The sequence below is a fragment of the Streptomyces sp. NPDC055189 genome (genome assembly GCF_053606765.1).
Genome location: NZ_JBSGSG010000107.1, coordinates 1 through 16,940 on the forward strand (window position 1 = coordinate 1; position 16,940 = coordinate 16,940).

Consider the following 16,940-nt stretch of genomic DNA (forward strand, 5'->3'; position numbering starts at 1 on the left):
CTTTTGTCCGCACCCCTTCCCGGCCCCCCGGCCGCCCCCGGGCGTCGCTTCACGGGCGGCTCCGCAATGGACGGAGGCACCACCATGGGGCGCTACGTCGCGAGGCGACTGCTCCAGATGATCCCGGTCTTCATCGGGACAACCCTGCTGATCTTCCTGATGGTCAATGTGCTGCCCGGCGACCCGGTCGCGGCACTCTGGGGAGACAAGCCGCCAGACCCTGCACAGGTGGCGCAGATCAAGCACGACCGCGGGCTCGATCTGCCGCTGTGGCAGCAGTATTTCCACTACATGGGCGGTTTGCTGCAGGGCGATTTCGGCAACACCATCGCCGGTAACCGGCCGATCCTCGACGAGATCACACAGGCCTTCCCGGTCTCCGCGCGGCTCGCCGCCATGGCCTGGACGTTCGAGCTCGTCGTCGGCATCAGCCTGGGCGTGCTGGCCGGTGTGAAGCGAGGACGCGTCCTCGACAACTCGGTGACGCTCTTCACGCTCCTCGTGATCTCCGTGCCGATCTTCGTGTTCGGCCTGTTCCTCCAGCTGATCTTCGGCAACCAGCTCGGCTGGGTGACACCGACGGTCCAGGACTCGGAGAACTTCGGCGAGCTGATCCTGCCGGCCCTCGTGCTCGGTCTGGTCGGTCTGGCGTACGTGGCGCGGCTGAGCCGCACATCCATCGCCGAGAACCGGCAGGCGGACTACATCCGTACGGCTGTCGCCAAGGGGCTGCCGCGCAGACGGATCATCACCCGGCACCTGCTGCGCAACTCGCTGATCCCGGTGGTCACCTACCTCGGAACGGACATCGGCACCCTGATGGGTGGCGCGGTCATCACCGAGGGCATCTTCAACGTGACCGGCGTCGGAAATCTGCTCTACCGAGCGTTGTTCCAGCGCGAGGGAGCGGTCATCGTCGGAGTTGTCACCGTCCTGGTGCTCGTGTACCTCCTCGCCAGCCTGCTCGTCGACCTGCTTTACGCGGTCCTGGACCCGAGGATCCGTTATGCCTGACATCACCAAGACCGCCGCCGCGGACGACCAGGCCGTCATAGCCGCGGACGTGGCTGCCGTCGCCGACGCCGGCGAGGCACCCGGCAAGCCGCGCAGCCTCTGGAACGACGCGTGGCGCGACCTGCGCCGCAGGCCGCTGTTCCTCATCTCGTCGGCGCTCATCCTGGTGCTGCTGCTCGTGGCGGCCTTCCCGGGCATGTTCACCAGCGCGAGTCCGAGTTCGGGCGACCTGACGCACCACTTCCTGCAGAAGCCCAACCTCGGTCACGTCTTCCAGCCGGACTGGTTCGGCTACGACCGCCAGGGACGCAGCATCTACGCGCGCGTGGTCTACGGCGCACGCAACTCGATCATGGTCGGCCTCGGCGTGACCATCCTGGTCACCCTCTTCGGCGGCCTGGTCGGCATGCTCGCGGGTTACTTCGGCGGATTCTGGGACAGCCTGCTTTCCCGTCTCATCGACGTGTTCTTCGGCATCCCGTTCCTGCTCGGCGCCATGGTCGTCCTGAACGCCTTCACCGAGCGCAACGTCTGGGTGATCACGGGCGCCCTGGCCTTCCTCGGCTGGACGCAGATCGCCCGCGTCATGCGCGGTGCGGTGATCACCACGAAGCACTCGGACTATGTGGTGGCGGCACGCGCCCTCGGAGCGGACACCAAGCGGATCCTCTTCCGGCACATCCTGCCGAACGCCATCGCCCCGGTCATCGTCATCTCGACCATCGCGCTCGGCACGTACATCGTCGCCGAGTCGACGCTGTCGTACCTGGGCCTCGGCTTCGGTGACGACGCGCTCTCCTGGGGCGGCGACATCTCCGACGCCCTCAGCGACATCCGGAACAACCCGCACACGCTGATCTTCCCCGCCGGGATGCTCAGCATGACTGTGCTGGCGTTCATCATGCTCGGCGACGCCGTACGCGAAGCCCTCGACCCGAAGCTGCGCTGAGGGAGGCGTAAATGACCAGCATCGACATCAAGGAAGACTCGGTTCCCGCCCCCCGCTCGGGCGAGGAAAAGAGCGGCAGGCTCCTGGACGTCAAGGACCTGCACGTCGAGTTCCACACCCGCGAAGGTGTGGTCAAGGCAGTCAACGGCGTCAACTACAGCGTGGACGCGGGCGAGACGCTCGCCGTCCTCGGTGAGTCCGGTTCCGGCAAGTCCGTGACGGCCCAGGCCATCATGGGCATCCTCGACATGCCGCCCGGCAAGATCCCGCAGGGCGAGATCCTGTTCCGGGGCCAGGACATGCTGAAGATGTCCGGCGAGGAGCGCCGGAAGATCCGCGGCCGCAAGATCGCGATGATCTTCCAGGACGCCCTGTCGTCGCTCAACCCCGTGCTCTCGGTGGGCTACCAGCTCGGCGAGATGTTCCGGGTGCACGACGGGCTCAGCCGCAAGGAAGCCAAGGCCAAGGCCGTCGAGCTCATGGAGCGGGTGAAGATCCCCGCCGCCAAGGAGCGGGTGAACGACTACCCGCACCAGTTCTCCGGCGGTATGCGTCAGCGCATCATGATCGCGATGGCGCTCGCCCTGGAGCCGGACCTGATCATCGCGGACGAGCCCACCACGGCTCTCGACGTGACGGTCCAGGCGCAGGTCATGGACCTGCTGTCCGACCTTCAGCGCGAGTACAACATGGGTCTGATCCTGATCACCCACGACCTCGGCGTGGTCGCCGACGTCGCGGACAAGATCGCGGTCATGTACGCGGGCCGGATCGTCGAGACGGCCCCGGTCCACGAGCTCTACAAGCGCCCCGCGCACCCGTACACGCGCGGTCTGCTCGAGTCGATTCCCCGGCTCGACCAGAAGGGCCAGGAGCTCTACGCGATCAAGGGCCTGCCGCCCAACCTGCTCCGCATTCCGTCCGGTTGTGCCTTCAACCCGCGCTGCCCCAAGGCGCAGGACATCTGCCGTACGGACATCCCCGCCCTGGTGCAGGTGACGGAGCGGGACGGCGCGGAGCTGCCGGGCCGCGGCAGCGCGTGCCACTTCTGGAAGGAGACGATCCATGGCTGAGCCGACGAAGGCTTCGAAGCTCTCGAAGACGGACGAGCCTGCCGACGCCACGCCGAACGTCTCCGACGTGGAAACGGTCGACGCGGCCACCGCCGAGGAGGCCGTCGCGGCCATCGAGGCACCGGTGGAGCGCGGCGAGCCGATCCTCCAGGTCCGCAACCTGGTCAAGCACTTCCCGCTCACGCAGGGAATCCTGATCAAGAAGCAGATCGGCGCGGTCAAGGCGGTCGACGGCATCTCGTTCGACCTCTACCAGGGCGAGACCCTCGGCATCGTGGGCGAGTCCGGCTGTGGCAAGTCCACGGTCGCCAAGCTCCTGATGACGCTGGAGCGCGCCACGGCCGGCGAGGTCTTCTACAAGGGCCAGGACATCACCAAGCTTTCGGGGCGTGCCCTGAAGGCGGTGCGCCGCAACATCCAGATGGTGTTCCAGGACCCGTACACGTCGCTCAACCCGCGTATGACGGTCGGCGACATCATCGGGGAGCCCTTCGAGATCCACCCCGAGGTGGCTCCCAAGGGCTCGCGCCGCCAGAAGGTCCAGGACCTCCTGGACGTGGTGGGCCTGAACCCGGAGTACATCAACCGCTACCCGCACCAGTTCTCGGGCGGTCAGCGCCAGCGCATCGGCATCGCGCGCGGTCTGGCCCTGAACCCCGAGATCATCATCTGCGACGAGCCGGTCTCGGCTCTGGACGTCTCCGTCCAGGCCCAGGTCATCAACCTGATGGAGAAGCTGCAGGACGAGTTCAACCTCTCCTACCTCTTCATCGCGCACGACCTGTCGATCGTCCGGCACATCTCGGACCGCGTGGGCGTGATGTACCTCGGCAAGATGGCGGAGATCGGCTCGGACGAGCAGATCTACGAGCACCCGACGCACCCGTACACGCAGGCGCTCCTGTCGGCTGTCCCGGTGCCGGACCCGGAGGCCCGTGAGGGCCGCGAGCGGATCATCCTCACCGGCGACGTCCCGTCCCCGGCGAACCCGCCCTCGGGCTGCCGCTTCCGCACCCGCTGCTGGAAGGCGGAGGCGAAGTGCGCGGAGGAGACCCCGCTGCTCGCGATCCCGACGCGGTTCGCGGGCCAGGACACTCCGGCGGCTCATGAGTCGGCGTGTCACTTCGCGGAGGAGAAGGACGTCGTGCACGCGGCGTAGTCTCTGCCTCGGCTTTTGGCCGTACGTCATGGGGGCGCCCGGAACCACTCGGTTCCGGGCGCCCCCATTTTCGTGCGTAACATCCGGGCACCGCCGAGCGTGTTCTTGTCGAGAGCGGAACCCAGGAACGGACGGGGGACTATGACGAGACGGCAGGAAGAGGCGGATCGCGCCGCGGAGTTCGACGCGTTCTACGCCGCCACCGCCAAGAGATTGGTCGCCACGGTCTACGCGATGACCGGTGATCTGGCGGAGGCGGAGGACGCGGTGCAGGAGGCGTATGTGCGGGCGTGGCAGCGGTGGGAGCGGCTGACGCGGGAGGGGGATCCGCTGCCGTGGGTCAGGACGGTGGCGTCCAGGCTCGCGATCAGTACGTGGCGCAGGACGCGGAACCGGCTGCGGGCGCAGTTGCGGCACGGCGTCGCGACGGACGTGCCGGAGCTCTCCGCCGACCGGGTGGCGCTGGTGGAGGCGCTGCGGGAACTGGCGCCGCAGCAGCGGCAGGCGGTGGTCCTGCATCACCTGCTCGACCTGCCAGTGGAACAGGTGGCCCGGGAGACGGGGGCGTCCAACGGGGCGGTCCGCACCCGGTTGAGCCGGGCCCGCAAGGCGCTGGGGGAGCGCCTGACCGACACGACTGCTTTCACCGGGGAAGGGGCGGCCCGACATGGCTGAGGTCGAAGAGCTGCTGGACGACGTCACGGTACGGATGCCGAGCGGGGCCCAGCTGCGGGCGCGGGGCGGGCGGCGGACCGTGCGGCGGCGGGTCGCTGTGGCCGCGGCGGTCACGACGCTGGTGGCGGGGACGGTGTGGGCGGTGCTGCCGGGGGGCGGGGGCGGGGACGGCAGGGAGGTGCGGCCCGCGGTGACGCCTGCGAAGAACCCCTTCATGGTGGGCGGGGTCGTGCGCCTGCTGACGCCTCAGCAGATGCCGCAGGCCGCGAAGTGGCAGTGGAAGGGGGACGAGGAGGAGAACATGGCGGACCTCCCCCTGCCGAAGGTGGGCGACGACAACAGCTGCCCGGGCTCGTACGCGTACGCGGGGCGGAAGGCACCGAACCAGGTCCAGTACGGCACGGAGTACTACAGCGACAAGGGCGCCGACGCCAGGCAGCGTGTCACCGAGTACGACAGCGAGTCCGTCGCGGCGAACGAGGTGTCACTCCTGCGCGACGCGCTGACAGAATGCGGCCTGCGGGAGCACACGGAGGGCACCGCCCCCTACTGGTCCGGCACCACCGAGTCCTCCACGCGGCTGCGCGTGAGTGTGGAGCGGTGGCGCGGCTGGGTGTCGGTGGTGGAGACGGAGGTGGACGGACGTGGCTGACGGGGTCCGCGGCCTGCGCCCGTGGAGCGAACGGGACGCCGTCGCCGTGCTGGACGCCTTTTCGGCACCGGAGATGTCCCGGCAGTCCGACGAGCCGGTCGACTCCCGGGAGAGCGCCTCCCGCTGGATCGCGCGCCGCGAGGAGGAGGAGCGGGCCGGAACGGCGTACTCCTTCGCGGTGGTCGACGGGAACGACACCCCGCTGGGAAACGTCGCCGTGGGCGCGGTGAACCACGTCCACGCGACGGGCTGGGTGTCGTACTGGACGGCGCCGTCGGCGCGGGGGAGCGGCGTGGCGTCGTACGGGTGCGACGCGCTGGCCCGGTGGGCCTTCGGGGAGCTGGGGCTCTTCCGCCTGGAGCTGGGCCACCGGGTCAACAACCCGGCATCCTGCCGGGTGGCCCGGACCGCCGGCTTCGCGGCGGAGGGCCTGCAACGCCAGAAACTCGCGTACGAGGGAATCCGCTACGACGTCGAACTCCACGCACGGCTGGCTTCGGACCCCGGTCTTCCGTAGCGCCGGAACTCGGCAGTCCGCACTGTCCAGGGACCGAACGACACCTCGTCGCCGAAGATGTACGGCTCCTTGTGCCCGTACCGGCCTGCGCACGGCTCGGAGTGCACTTCGATGGTGCCGGTCCGGGGGTCGACGATCATGTAGTGCTTGATGCCCATGGCGGGATAGTCGGTGAGTTTCTCGGCGTACTCGTCGTCCGAAGCGGTCGGGGAGACGACCTCGATGGTGGCAAGCACCTGCGTGGCATCGACGGCGAGGCCCTCCTCGTCGAGCGCGGCTTCAGGGATCACGAGGGCATCCGGAAGGCGCATGCGGCCGATCGACGGGTGCTCGATCTCGGGGCCGTTCGCGCAGATGTAGCCGGGATGGGTGGTGAGGAGCTGCCCGTTCAGCTGGTCGCGGATACGGCGGACCGTGCCCGCCCGGCGCTTGGAGGGGGTGACCATGGCGAGCCGCGGACCCGATGGGCCGATCTCGACCGTCCAGGACCCCTCCAGTCCCTCGGCGTGCTCCATCAGTCCCTCGGCGATCGCGCGCATCTTCGCGTAATCCATGGTGCGAAGGTAGCGAGGTGTTCGCCCGGCTCGCGTCGCGGCGGGGTGGCCCGGGTGTTCATCGGGCATCCGAGGGTTTCCCGGTCCGACTGGCCCCGGAAAGACCACATAAAGATGCGCAGCGCCATGCATTGGGGTGTATTTGGGCGTAAGTCTGACTTAGGCCTGAAAGGGAGGCTCTCCATGCGTGGAGCCACGCACGCCAAGTGGGCCGCATGCGCGGTGACCGTTGCACTCGCGGCGACCGCCTGTGGTGGAGGCGGGGACAGTGGCGGTGGCGGGGACGGCTCCGGGATCGTGGGGTCCTCGTGGGGCGACCCGCAGAATCCGCTGGAGCCTGCCAACACCAATGAGGTGCAGGGCGGCAAGGTGCTCGACATGATCTTCCGGGGTCTCATGCGGTACGACCCGAAGACCGGCGAGGCCAAGAACATGATCGCCGACAAGATCGACACCAAGGACTCGCAGAACTTCACCGTCAAGATCAAGGACGGCTGGAAGTTCAGCAACGGCGAGAAGGTCACCGCCAAGTCCTTCGTCGACGCCTGGAATTACGGCGCCCATCTGAAGAACAACCAGAAGAACGCCTACTTCTTCGGTTATATCGAGGGGTATGAGGACGTCCACCCGGAGAAGGGGGACGCCAAGGCCGACAAGCTCTCCGGGCTGAAGGTCGTCGACGACACCAGCTTCACCGTAAAGCTCACGCAGAAGTTCTCCACCTGGCCCAAGACCCTCGGCTATCCGGCGTTCGCGCCGCTGCCCAAGGCGTTCTACGACGACCACGACGCCTGGCTCAAGAAGCCCGTCGGCAACGGTCCGTACACCGTGGACTCGTACGACAAGGGTTCCAAGATGTCCCTGCGCAAGTGGGACGGCTACAAGGGTGACGACAAGGCGAAGAACGGCGGTGTGGATCTCAAGGTCTACACCGACAACAACACCGCCTATACGGACCTCATGGCGGGGAACCTCGACCTCGTCGACGATGTTCCCGCGTCGCAGCTCAAGAACGCCAAGAGTGATCTGGGTGATCGCTACATCAACACCCCCGCCGGCATCATCCAGACGCTCGCATTCCCGTTCTACGACAGCAAGTGGTCCAAGAGCGGGATGGAGAAGGTCCGGCAGGGGCTTTCGATGGCGATCAATCGTGAGCAGATCACCGAGACGATCTTCCAGAAGACCCGCACCCCCGCCACCGACTGGACATCGCCCGTCCTCGGCGAGGCCGGCGGCTACAAGTCCGGGCTCTGCGGCGACCCCTGCAAGTACGACGCGGCCAAGGCCAAGAAGATGGTCGCCGACGGCGGCGGAATCCCCGGCGGCACGCTGAAGATCACGTACAACGCGGACACCGGCTCGCACAAGGAATGGGTCGACGCGGTCTGCAACTCCATCAACAAGGCACTCGGAAACGACAAGGCCTGTGTCGCAAGCCCCGTCGGCACCTTCGCCGACTTCCGCAGCAAGGCATCCCAGCAGAAGCTGGACGGCGCCTGGCGCGCGGGCTGGCAGATGGACTATCCGCTGATCCAGAACTTCATGCAGCCGCTGTACTACACGGACGCCCCGTCCAATGACGGCAAGTGGTCGAACAAGGAATTCGACGGGCTCGTCGACAAGGCCAACTCCGAGACCGACACCGGGAAGGCCGTATCCACCTTCCAGGACGCCGAGAAGGTCCTCGCCGACCAGATGCCGGTCATTCCGCTCTGGTACCAGAACGGCAGCGCCGGCTATTCGGACAAGGTCTCCGACGTGTCGCTGAACCAGTTCAGCGTCCCGGTCTACAACGAGATCAAGGTCAGCTGAGGCCCAGGGAGCGGTCGTCCGGCGCGAGCGAATGCGCGCCGGACGGTCGCTTCCGCTACTTCCGGAGCTCTCGTGGGACGTTATGTGATCCGGCGTCTGCTGCAGATGATCCCGGTCTTCTTCGGCGCCACACTCCTGATCTTCCTGATGGTGAACGTGATGGGCGACCCCATCGCGGGCCTGTGCGGGGACCGCAAGTGCGACCCCGCCACGGCCACTCAGCTGAAGAAGGAATTCGGCCTCGATAAGCCCGTGTGGCAGCAGTACGCGACCTATATGGGCAATGTCTTCACCGGCGACTTCGGTACCGCCTTCAACGGGCAGAAGGTCACCGAGCTGATGTCGACGGCCTTCCCGCTGACCATCCGGCTGACGCTCGTCGCGATCGTCTTCGAGATCGTCATCGGAATCTCGCTCGGCGTCGTCACCGGACTGCGGCGCGGGCGGCCCATCGACACCGTCGTCCTGCTCCTGACGCTCGTCGTCATCGCGATCCCCACCTTCGTCACCGGCCTGCTGCTCCAGCTGCTGCTCGGCGTCGAGTGGGGCGTGATCAAACCCTCCGTCTCCTCGGAGGCGCCGGTCAACGAACTGATCGTGCCGGGCCTCGTGCTCGCCTCGGTCTCCCTGGCCTACGTCACCCGGCTCACCCGGACCTCCATCGCCGAGAACCGCCGCGCCGACTACGTCCGCACGGCCATCGCGAAGGGGCTGCCCCGGCGCCGCGTCATCACCCGGCACCTGCTGCGCAATTCACTCATCCCGGTGGTCACCTTCATCGGCACCGACATCGGCGCGCTGATGGGCGGCGCGATCGTCACCGAGCGGATCTTCAACATCCACGGCGTCGGCTTCCAGCTCTACCAGGGAATCCTGCGGCAGAGCACCCAGACCGTCGTCGGCTTCGTGACCGTCCTCGTCCTGGTCTTCCTGGTGGCCAACCTGATCGTCGACCTCCTGTACGCCGTACTCGACCCGAGGATCCGTTATGCCTGACCCCCGAGAGCCGGACGGACCGGACGGCGCCATCGCCCCGACCGGTGCCGGGGGCGCGATGGACCTCGCGGCGAGCGAGGGGACGACGCTGGACAGGACGCCCGGCGGCCCCGACGGCACCGGACCGTCCGCCCCGGCCCGCAGCCTGTGGTCCGACGCCTGGCACGAGCTGCGACGGAACCCGATCTTCATCATCTCGGGCCTCATCATTCTCTTCCTCGTCTTCATCTCGCTCTGGCCGTCCGCGATCGCCTCCGGCAATCCGCTCTCCTGCGACCTCGCCAACGCCCAGAAGAGCTCCACGTCCGGCCATCCCTTCGGCTTCGACGGACAGGGCTGCGACGTCTATACGAGGACCGTCTACGGGGCCCGCGCCTCGGTCACCGTCGGCGTCTGCGCCACGCTCGGCGTCGCGATCCTGGGCAGCGTGCTCGGCGGCCTCGCGGGGTTCTTCGGCGGGTTCTGGGACGCGATCCTCTCCCGCATCACCGACGTCTTCTTCGCCATCCCCGTCGTACTCGGCGGCCTGGTGCTCCTCTCGGTCGTCACCAGCAACACCGTCTGGCCGGTGATCGGCTTCATGGTGCTCCTCGGCTGGCCGCAGCTCTCGCGCATCGCCCGCGGCTCCGTGATCACCGCCAAGCAGAACGACTACGTCCAGGCGGCGCGGGCGCTCGGCGCATCCAACTCGCGGATGCTGCTGCGCCACATCGCGCCGAACGCGATCGCGCCGGTCATCGTGGTCGCCACCATCGCGCTCGGCACGTACATCGCCCTGGAGGCGACCCTCTCGTACCTCGGCGTGGGCCTGAAGCCGCCGACCGTGAGCTGGGGCATCGACATCTCGGCCGCCTCCCAGTACATCCGCAACGCCCCGCACATGCTGCTCTGGCCCGCGGGAGCGCTTGCGATCACCGTGCTCGCGTTCATCATGCTCGGCGACGCGGTGCGCGACGCCCTCGACCCCAAGCTGAGGTAGGCGCCCATGGCAACCGTGGCATCCGAGGCGTCCACCACGGCGACGTCCAAGCTGCTCGAAGTGCGCGATCTGCACGTGGAGTTCCGCACCAGGGACGGCGTCGCCAAGGCCGTCAACGGCGTCGACTACAGCGTCGCCGAGGGCGAGACGCTCGCCGTCCTCGGCGAGTCGGGTTCCGGCAAGTCCGTGACCGCCCAGGCCATCATGGGCATCCTCGACATGCCGCCCGGAAAGATCACCGGCGGCGAGATCCTCTTCAAGGGCCAGGACCTCCTGAAGCTCAAGGCGGAGGAGCGGCGCAAGACACGCGGCGCGGGCATGGCGATGATCTTCCAGGACGCCCTGTCGTCGCTGAACCCGGTGCTCAGCGTCGGCCAGCAGCTCGGCGAGATGTACGTCGTCCACCAGGGGATGTCCCGCAAGGACGCCAAGGCCAAGGCGATCGAGCTGATGGACCGGGTGCGCATCCCGGCCGCGAAGGAACGGGTCGGGCAGTACCCGCACCAGTTCAGCGGCGGCATGCGCCAGCGCATCATGATCGCCATGGCGATGGCCCTGGAACCTTCGCTGATCATCGCCGACGAACCGACCACGGCCCTGGACGTCACCGTCCAGGCCCAGGTGATGGACCTCCTCGCCGAGCTCCAGCGCGAGCTGAACATGGGCCTGATCCTCATCACCCACGACCTGGGCGTCGTGGCGGACGTCGCCGACAACATCGCCGTCATGTACGCGGGCCGCATCGTCGAGAAGGCCCCCGTCCACGAGATCTACAAGGCCCCCGCGCACCCGTACACGCGCGGCCTCCTGGAGTCGATTCCCCGGCTCGACCAGAAGGGCCAGGAGCTCTACGCGATCAAGGGCCTGCCGCCCAACCTCATGAACATCCCGCCGGGCTGCGCCTTCAACCCCCGCTGCCCGATGGCCAGGGACGTCTGCAGGACCGACGAGCCGCCGCTCTACGAGGTGGCGTACGAGGGCCTGGCCGCCGACCGCAGGAGCGCCTGCCACTTCTGGAAGGAGACGCTCGATGCCTCATGGTGAGCACATCAGCAAGAAGCAGCTCGCGGAGGAGGGCGAGACCGCTCGGCAGCTGATGGACAAGGCGCGGGCCGAGCACGAGTTCGCCGCGCACGGCTCGGCGAGCGGTCGTGAGCCGATCCTCCAGGTACGGGGTCTGGTCAAGCACTACCCGCTCACTCAGGGCATCGTCATCCGCAAGCAGGTCGGCGCGGTCAAGGCCGTCGACGGCGTCGACTTCGACCTCGGGCAGGGCGAGACGCTCGGCATCGTGGGGGAATCCGGCTGCGGGAAATCGACGGTCGCGAAGATGCTGGTGAACCTGGAGCGGCCCACGGCCGGGGAGATCCGCTACAAGGGCGAGGACATCAGCAAGCTGTCGGGGCGCGCGCTGAAGGCGGTGCGCCGCAACATCCAGATGGTCTTCCAGGACCCGTACACGTCGCTCAACCCCCGTATGACGGTCGGCGACATCATCGGTGAGCCCTACGAGATCCATCCCGAGGTCGCGCCGAAGGGGTCGCGGCGGCAGCGGGTGCAGGAACTCCTTGATGTGGTCGGGCTGAATCCCGAGTACATCAACCGCTATCCGCATCAGTTCTCCGGCGGTCAGCGGCAGCGGATCGGCATCGCGCGGGGATTGGCCCTCCGGCCGGAGATCATCGTGGCGGACGAGCCGGTCTCCGCGCTCGACGTCTCGGTGCAGGCGCAGGTGGTGAACCTCCTGGACCGGCTGCAGAACGAGTTCGATCTGTCGTACGTGTTCATCGCGCACGACCTGTCGATCGTGCGGCACATTTCCGACCGGGTGGGTGTGATGTACCTGGGGCGGATCGTCGAGATCGGCTCCGACGCGGAGATCTACGAGCATCCGACGCATCCGTACACGCAGGCGCTGCTCTCTGCCGTGCCGGTGCCCGACCCCGCTGCGCGGGAGCACCGGGAGCGGATCATTCTGAGCGGGGATGTTCCTTCGCCGGCGAATCCGCCGTCGGGGTGCCGTTTCCGCACGCGGTGCTGGAAGGCGCGGGAGCGGTGCGCGTTGGAGGTGCCGTTGCTGGCCGTTCCGGCGGAGTTCCGCGGGGTCACGGGGCCGGCGGCGCATGACTCCGCGTGCCACTTCGCGGAGGAGAAGCAGGTGGTTCCGTAGGGGCGGTCCCTGCGGGGCTCTCCCCAATCCCGCCCCTTCCCGAAACCAAGGGGCTCCGCCCCCTGGACCCCCGACAAGATGTCCTCAATCGCCGGACGGGCTAAATACATTTAGCCCGTCCGGCGATTGAGGACGAACTCGGCGAAGCCGGTGATGACGGCACGTACAAGGCACATGGCCCCCGCGCCGAGCGGGTTTTCGGGAAGGGGCGGGGTTGGGGAAAGAGAGCCTGCTCGTGCTTAACACGCGGGCAATCGCTCCGTCGCCACGGCGATATACACAGGCGGCACGCTGAAGAACGTACGGCCGTGCGGGTGCCGTAGACCGGCCGGGGTTTGCCATGTCGCCCCGGCCGGTTGCCGTGCCTACAGCAGGTTCAGCGAGCGCTTCAGGAAGTCCACCTGGAGCAGCAGCAAGTTCTCCGCCACCTGCTCCTGCGGGGTCATGTGCGTCACCCCGGAGAGCGGCAGGACCTCGTGCGGGCGGCCCGCGGCCAGCAGCGCCGAGGAGAGGCGCAACGCGTGCGCCACCACCACGTTGTCGTCCGCGAGGCCGTGCACGATCATCAGGGGGCGGTGCGGCACCTCGGGCGCGACGAGGCCCTCCTCGGTCACCAGGGAGCTCTGGGCGTACGACGCCGGGTCCTCGGCGGGGTTTCCCAGGTACCGCTCCGTGTAGTGCGTGTCGTACAGCCGCCAGTCCGTCACCGGCGCCCCCGCCACCCCCGCGTGGAACACGTCGGGACGGCGCAGGACCGCGAGCCCGGCGAGGTAACCGCCGTAGGACCAGCCCCGGATGGCGACCCGGTCGAGGTCGAGGGGGAAGGACGCGGCGAGGCCCTGGAGCGCGTCCACCTGGTCGTCCAGGGTGAGCGTGAAGTCCCGCCGGATCTCCTTCTCCCAGGCGGGGGAGCGCCCCGGAGTGCCCCGGCCGTCCGCGACGATCACCGCGAAGCCCTGGTCCGCGAACCACTGGGACGTGAGGTAGGGATTGTGGGCGGCGACGACCCGCTGGCCGTGCGGACCGCCGTACGGATCGAGGAGTACGGGAAGCGGGCCCGAGCCCTCCTCGTAGTCCGTGGGGAGCAGCACGGCGCACGGGATCTTGCGCGCGCCCCCCTCGGTCAACGTCACGCGCGGCGTGAGCCCCGGATGCTGCGCGTGTGAGGCGACAGTGGCCACCTGCTTGCCGTCGCGCAGCACCCGGATGCGGGAGCCCGGCTGGTCGAGGGTGGCCGACACGAGCACCGTGAGCCCGCCCGCACGCACCGCGGAGTGCACCCCGGGCTCGTCGGAGACACGCTCGACGCCCAGCTCGTTGACCCGGTAGACGTGCACCTCACCGGTCTCGGGGGTCGCGGCGGACTCGCCCGCCGACGCCGAGATCAGGACATCCTCGTCCGCCACGTCGAGCACCGCGCGGACGTGCAACTGGGGTCCGGTGAGCGGGCGTTCGCCCACGGCCAGGACCCGCGCGCCGCCCTCGTCCACGATCCGCACCAGGCGGCCGCTGGGGGACCAGGAAGGGGCGCCGGGGAACAGTTCCAGCCACTGCGGGTCCTCCTCCGCGTGCACCATGCGCGTCGAACCGTCGTCCGGGTCGACCGCCAGGTAGAGCTGGCTGAGCTGGTCCCTGGACTGGACGAGGAGCAGCGGCGCCCCGGCCGACGACCAGTGCACCCGGGCCAGATACGGGTAGCGGGCGCGGTCCCACATCACCTCGGTGCGCGCGCCGTCCAGGGTCACGACGAAGAGGCGTACGTCCGCGTTGGCCGTGCCCGCCGCCGGGTACGCGACCCGCGCGGGCTCCGTCTCCGGGTGCGCGGGATCGGCGATCCACCAGCGCCGTACCGGGGCGTCGTCGGCGCGTGCGACCAGGAGGCGGTCCGATCCGGGCGACCACCAGAAGCCGCGCGAACGCTGCATCTCCTCGGCCGCGATGAACTCCGCGAGGCCGTACGTCACGGTCGCCTTCTCGGCGGAGTCCGGCTCGGGTGCCGCAAGGGCCCGGTCGCCGTCGCCGTCGGCGCCCGTCACCCGCAGGGCGCCCCCGGTGACGTACGCGATGTGGCGGCCGTCGGGCGAGGGGCGCGGGTCGATCACCGGGGCCGGTGCGGGCAGTTCGCGTGCCGTGCCCGCGCGCAGCTCCGCAGCGAAGAGCCGCCCGGAGAGCGTGAAGGCGGCGAGTTCCACCGCCGCGTCCGTCGCGTACCCGACGATGCCCGCGCCGCCCTCGCGGCTGCGCTCGCGGCGGGCGCGTTCCTCGGCAGAGAGGCGCTCGACGGCGCCCTTCAGGAGCGCTTGAGGATCGGCCGCGACACGCTCGACCGCGCCGTCCTCCAGGTCCAGGACCCAGAGTTGGTTCGCCCGGTCCGTACCGGACGGCGAGCGCAGGAAGGCGACACGTGATCCGTCCGGCGCCACCGTGAACGCGCGGGGCGCACCGAGAGTGAAGCGTTGCGTGCGGGCGTGCAGACGAGGGAAGGAGAGCCGCTGCGTCTGACTCTCGGTGTGCCCGGCGGTTGCGGGCGTCTCGGTGGTCATCCTCCGAGCCTATGGGGCATGCGCCCCCTTGTGCTGCCGTGCTCCGAGTCATGCGGACCCACGGATAGTTATGATCCGTAGCGCTTAGTGGGTATGTACCTGCTGGCGTCCGCACTGGTGCAGGGTCTGGGACTTGGAGGTGACCGTCGTGGCACTCTCGATTTCGGCGGTGGTGCTACTGGCGATCATTGTCTTCTTGCTGATCAAGAAGTCAGGATTGAAAGCCGGCCACATGATCGTCTGTGTACTGCTCGGCTTCTATCTGGCGAGCTCATCCATCGCGCCCACGATCAACGAGCTGACGACCAACGTGGCGGGGATGATCGGCGACATCAAGTTCTGACCGGCGTGCGGGGTGCTCGTAGGGTGGTCCCATGACGGAACTGCCCGCCCGGCGTCTGCTGCTCGTGCACGCGCACCCCGACGACGAGTCGATCAACAATGGCGCGACGATGGCCAAGTACGCGGCCGACGGCGCCCATGTCACGCTGGTGACCTGCACGCTCGGCGAGGAGGGCGAGGTCATCCCGCCCGAGCTCGCCCATCTCGCCCCCGACCGCGAGGACGTGCTCGGTCCGCAGCGCATCGGCGAGCTGGCCGCCGCGATGAAGGAGCTGGGGGTCACCGACCACCGCTTCCTCGGCGGCACGGGGCGCTACCGCGACTCCGGGATGATGGGCATCGAGCAGAATCACCGGACCGGTGCCTTCTGGTCGGCCGATCTCGATGCCGCGGCGGCGCACCTCGTCGAGGTGATCCGCGAGGTGCGTCCGCAGGTTCTCGTGACGTACGACCCGGACGGCGGATACGGCCACCCCGACCACATCCAGGCCCACCGGGTCGCGATGCGCGCCGCGGACCTCGCGGCCGAGGATGCCTTCCGCACGGATCTCGGCGAACCGCACACCATCGGCAAGATCTACTGGAACCGCGCGCCGCGCTCCGTCGTCGAAGAGCGGTTCCGGTGGATGGAGGGTGCCCTTCGGCACTCGCCGTTCACGACCCCCGCGGTGGTCGCCGACGTGCCGGGTGTGACGGACGACGAACGGATCACGGCGGAGATCGACGGGACGGCCTTCGCGCAGGCGAAGGCGGCGGCGATGCGCGCGCACGCCACGCAGATCGAGGTACAGGGTCCGCTCTTCGTCCTGTCGAACGGGCTAGCGCAGCCGATCTTCGACGTGGAGTACTACGAGTTGGTGCGAGGGAAGGCCGGTGCGATGGACGGCGAGCGTGAGACGGATCTGTTCGCGGGGCTCGAAGGCGCGGGCGTCGGCGGGGTGACGGCACTGTGAGTACCCGTTCGCGTGCGACGTCGGCTTCCGGACGGCCCTCGGGCGGGTCGTCCGGCTCGTCATCCGCTGCCGCCCCGCCGGGTGGCAGCGCGCTGGCCCAGCCGCTCGATTTCGGCCGACTTGCCTCCTATGCCGGGCTTTTCGTTCTCGGCGCGGTCGTCGGCACGGCAGGCGCACTCGTCCAAGGGGGCTGGTTCCCCGGCGGGTTGCTGCTCGCGCTGGTCGGGGCCGCCGGGCTCTTCTACGGAGGGGCGCGTGCGATCGGCACCAGAGCGGGGGCGGTGGCGCCGGCGGCGGGCTGGCTCGTCGCCGTCATGCTGCTCACGGCCAGCCGGCCCGAGGGGGACTTCCTCTTCGGCGCGGGCCTTGGATCGTATGCCTTTCTGCTCGGCGGAATGGCCGTCGCTGTGATGTGTGCCACCCTCGGCCAGAGGCCGCAACCAGGCGGGCCCGCCGCCCGACTTGGCAAGTGACGTACCACTTCAGCCCGTGCCCCGCACGGGATTGAAGGCGGTCACAGGATGAGTGCCGACGGCGGCCAGTATGGTG

At 68.6% G+C, this 16,940-nt stretch carries 17 protein-coding genes; 15 read left to right on the forward strand and 2 right to left on the reverse strand.

Going from position 1 to position 16,940, the window contains the following annotated elements; translation table 11 throughout:
* The first annotated feature begins 84 nt into the window (after nucleotides 1-84).
* The 7 genes from ACWFR3_RS41405 (at nucleotide 85) to ACWFR3_RS41435 (ending at nucleotide 6,039) form a co-directional block, all read left to right on the forward strand.
* A complete protein-coding gene (locus ACWFR3_RS41405) occupies nucleotides 85-1,014 on the forward strand; it encodes an ABC transporter permease (protein ID WP_453739885.1) in 930 nt (309 codons plus the stop codon).
* Nucleotides 1,007-1,963 carry an ABC transporter permease gene (locus tag ACWFR3_RS41410; RefSeq protein ID WP_453739886.1) on the forward strand — a complete coding sequence of 319 codons (957 nt, stop codon included), beginning with the start codon at nucleotides 1,007-1,009 and terminating at the stop codon, nucleotides 1,961-1,963. The genes ACWFR3_RS41405 and ACWFR3_RS41410 overlap by 8 nt, the downstream gene beginning before the upstream one ends.
* 11 nt (nucleotides 1,964-1,974) lie before the next feature.
* The gene (locus ACWFR3_RS41415) at nucleotides 1,975-3,036 is read left to right on the forward strand and encodes an ABC transporter ATP-binding protein (protein ID WP_453739887.1); all 1,062 of its coding nucleotides are present in this window, start codon (nucleotides 1,975-1,977) and stop codon (nucleotides 3,034-3,036) included.
* The gene (locus ACWFR3_RS41420; RefSeq protein WP_453739888.1) at nucleotides 3,029-4,195 is read left to right on the forward strand and encodes an ABC transporter ATP-binding protein; all 1,167 of its coding nucleotides are present in this window, start codon (nucleotides 3,029-3,031) and stop codon (nucleotides 4,193-4,195) included. The genes ACWFR3_RS41415 and ACWFR3_RS41420 overlap by 8 nt, the downstream gene beginning before the upstream one ends.
* Before the next feature lie 141 nt (nucleotides 4,196-4,336).
* Nucleotides 4,337-4,870 (forward strand): SigE family RNA polymerase sigma factor, encoded by a 534-nt coding sequence (locus ACWFR3_RS41425; RefSeq protein WP_453739889.1) that lies wholly within the window; start codon nucleotides 4,337-4,339, stop codon nucleotides 4,868-4,870.
* The gene (locus ACWFR3_RS41430) at nucleotides 4,863-5,522 is read left to right on the forward strand and encodes a hypothetical protein (protein WP_453739890.1); all 660 of its coding nucleotides are present in this window, start codon (nucleotides 4,863-4,865) and stop codon (nucleotides 5,520-5,522) included. The genes ACWFR3_RS41425 and ACWFR3_RS41430 overlap by 8 nt, the downstream gene beginning before the upstream one ends.
* Nucleotides 5,515-6,039, forward strand: coding sequence for a GNAT family N-acetyltransferase (locus ACWFR3_RS41435; protein ID WP_453739891.1), 525 nt, complete (start codon nucleotides 5,515-5,517; stop codon nucleotides 6,037-6,039). The genes ACWFR3_RS41430 and ACWFR3_RS41435 overlap by 8 nt, the downstream gene beginning before the upstream one ends.
* On the opposite strand, the gene ACWFR3_RS41440 is transcribed toward ACWFR3_RS41435, so the two are convergent.
* Nucleotides 5,988-6,593, reverse strand: coding sequence for a Uma2 family endonuclease (locus ACWFR3_RS41440; RefSeq protein ID WP_453739892.1), 606 nt, complete (start codon nucleotides 6,591-6,593; stop codon nucleotides 5,988-5,990). The genes ACWFR3_RS41435 and ACWFR3_RS41440 overlap by 52 nt on opposite strands.
* Nucleotides 6,594-6,776: 183 nt before the next feature.
* Here ACWFR3_RS41440 and ACWFR3_RS41445 point away from each other — a divergent pair, with 183 nt between their 5' ends.
* From ACWFR3_RS41445 to ACWFR3_RS41465, 5 genes are all read left to right on the forward strand, one after another.
* A complete protein-coding gene (locus ACWFR3_RS41445; RefSeq protein WP_453739893.1) occupies nucleotides 6,777-8,408 on the forward strand; it encodes a peptide ABC transporter substrate-binding protein in 1,632 nt (543 codons plus the stop codon).
* Between the two features lie 72 nt (nucleotides 8,409-8,480).
* Complete coding sequence (locus tag ACWFR3_RS41450; protein ID WP_365861848.1) at nucleotides 8,481-9,404, forward strand: ABC transporter permease; 924 nt, start codon at nucleotides 8,481-8,483, stop codon at nucleotides 9,402-9,404.
* The gene (locus ACWFR3_RS41455) at nucleotides 9,397-10,383 is read left to right on the forward strand and encodes an ABC transporter permease (RefSeq protein ID WP_453739894.1); all 987 of its coding nucleotides are present in this window, start codon (nucleotides 9,397-9,399) and stop codon (nucleotides 10,381-10,383) included. The genes ACWFR3_RS41450 and ACWFR3_RS41455 overlap by 8 nt, the downstream gene beginning before the upstream one ends.
* A gap of 6 nt (nucleotides 10,384-10,389) precedes the next feature.
* Entirely contained in the window at nucleotides 10,390-11,427 is a 1,038-nt protein-coding gene (locus ACWFR3_RS41460) for an ABC transporter ATP-binding protein (RefSeq protein ID WP_453739895.1), read from the forward strand.
* A 52-nt stretch (nucleotides 11,428-11,479) separates the two neighbouring features.
* Nucleotides 11,480-12,553 (forward strand): ABC transporter ATP-binding protein, encoded by a 1,074-nt coding sequence (locus ACWFR3_RS41465; RefSeq protein WP_453739908.1) that lies wholly within the window; start codon nucleotides 11,480-11,482, stop codon nucleotides 12,551-12,553.
* Between the two features lie 365 nt (nucleotides 12,554-12,918).
* Here ACWFR3_RS41465 and ACWFR3_RS41470 read toward each other — a convergent pair whose 3' ends face one another.
* On the reverse strand, nucleotides 12,919-15,096 hold the full coding sequence (locus ACWFR3_RS41470; RefSeq protein ID WP_453739896.1) for a prolyl oligopeptidase family serine peptidase: 2,178 nt from the start codon (nucleotides 15,094-15,096) through the stop codon (nucleotides 12,919-12,921).
* 148 nt (nucleotides 15,097-15,244) lie between these two features.
* On the opposite strand from ACWFR3_RS41470, the gene ACWFR3_RS41475 reads away from it, so the two are divergent.
* The 3 genes from ACWFR3_RS41475 to ACWFR3_RS41485 all read left to right on the forward strand — a co-directional run bounded on the left by ACWFR3_RS41475 (nucleotide 15,245) and on the right by ACWFR3_RS41485 (nucleotide 16,864).
* Nucleotides 15,245-15,439: a hypothetical protein gene (locus ACWFR3_RS41475; protein ID WP_389903579.1), complete on the forward strand. Its 195-nt coding sequence runs from the start codon at nucleotides 15,245-15,247 to the stop codon at nucleotides 15,437-15,439.
* A 31-nt stretch (nucleotides 15,440-15,470) separates the two neighbouring features.
* Nucleotides 15,471-16,391: an N-acetyl-1-D-myo-inositol-2-amino-2-deoxy-alpha-D-glucopyranoside deacetylase gene (gene mshB / locus ACWFR3_RS41480; protein ID WP_453739897.1), complete on the forward strand. Its 921-nt coding sequence runs from the start codon at nucleotides 15,471-15,473 to the stop codon at nucleotides 16,389-16,391.
* 92 nt (nucleotides 16,392-16,483) lie between these two features.
* Nucleotides 16,484-16,864: a DUF6113 family protein gene (locus tag ACWFR3_RS41485; protein ID WP_453739909.1), complete on the forward strand. Its 381-nt coding sequence runs from the start codon at nucleotides 16,484-16,486 to the stop codon at nucleotides 16,862-16,864.
* Nucleotides 16,865-16,940: the final 76 nt, after the last annotated feature.

Excerpts from the sequence above, each read along its gene's own strand:
- ACWFR3_RS41445 (WP_453739893.1), top strand. The coding sequence starts at position 6,777 with ATGCGTGGAGCCACGCACGCCAAGTGGGCCGCATGCGCGGTGACCGTT.
- ACWFR3_RS41455 (WP_453739894.1), top strand. The coding sequence starts at position 9,397 with ATGCCTGACCCCCGAGAGCCGGACGGACCGGACGGCGCCATCGCCCCG.
- ACWFR3_RS41420 (WP_453739888.1), top strand. The coding sequence starts at position 3,029 with ATGGCTGAGCCGACGAAGGCTTCGAAGCTCTCGAAGACGGACGAGCCT.
- ACWFR3_RS41430 (WP_453739890.1), top strand. The coding sequence starts at position 4,863 with ATGGCTGAGGTCGAAGAGCTGCTGGACGACGTCACGGTACGGATGCCG.
- mshB (WP_453739897.1), top strand. The coding sequence starts at position 15,471 with ATGACGGAACTGCCCGCCCGGCGTCTGCTGCTCGTGCACGCGCACCCC.
- ACWFR3_RS41460 (WP_453739895.1), top strand. The coding sequence starts at position 10,390 with ATGGCAACCGTGGCATCCGAGGCGTCCACCACGGCGACGTCCAAGCTG.
- ACWFR3_RS41470 (WP_453739896.1), bottom strand. The coding sequence starts at position 15,096 with ATGACCACCGAGACGCCCGCAACCGCCGGGCACACCGAGAGTCAGACG.
- ACWFR3_RS41425 (WP_453739889.1), top strand. The coding sequence starts at position 4,337 with ATGACGAGACGGCAGGAAGAGGCGGATCGCGCCGCGGAGTTCGACGCG.
- ACWFR3_RS41440 (WP_453739892.1), bottom strand. The coding sequence starts at position 6,593 with ATGGATTACGCGAAGATGCGCGCGATCGCCGAGGGACTGATGGAGCAC.
- ACWFR3_RS41405 (WP_453739885.1), top strand. The coding sequence starts at position 85 with ATGGGGCGCTACGTCGCGAGGCGACTGCTCCAGATGATCCCGGTCTTC.
- ACWFR3_RS41415 (WP_453739887.1), top strand. The coding sequence starts at position 1,975 with ATGACCAGCATCGACATCAAGGAAGACTCGGTTCCCGCCCCCCGCTCG.
- ACWFR3_RS41465 (WP_453739908.1), top strand. The coding sequence starts at position 11,480 with ATGGACAAGGCGCGGGCCGAGCACGAGTTCGCCGCGCACGGCTCGGCG.
- ACWFR3_RS41410 (WP_453739886.1), top strand. The coding sequence starts at position 1,007 with ATGCCTGACATCACCAAGACCGCCGCCGCGGACGACCAGGCCGTCATA.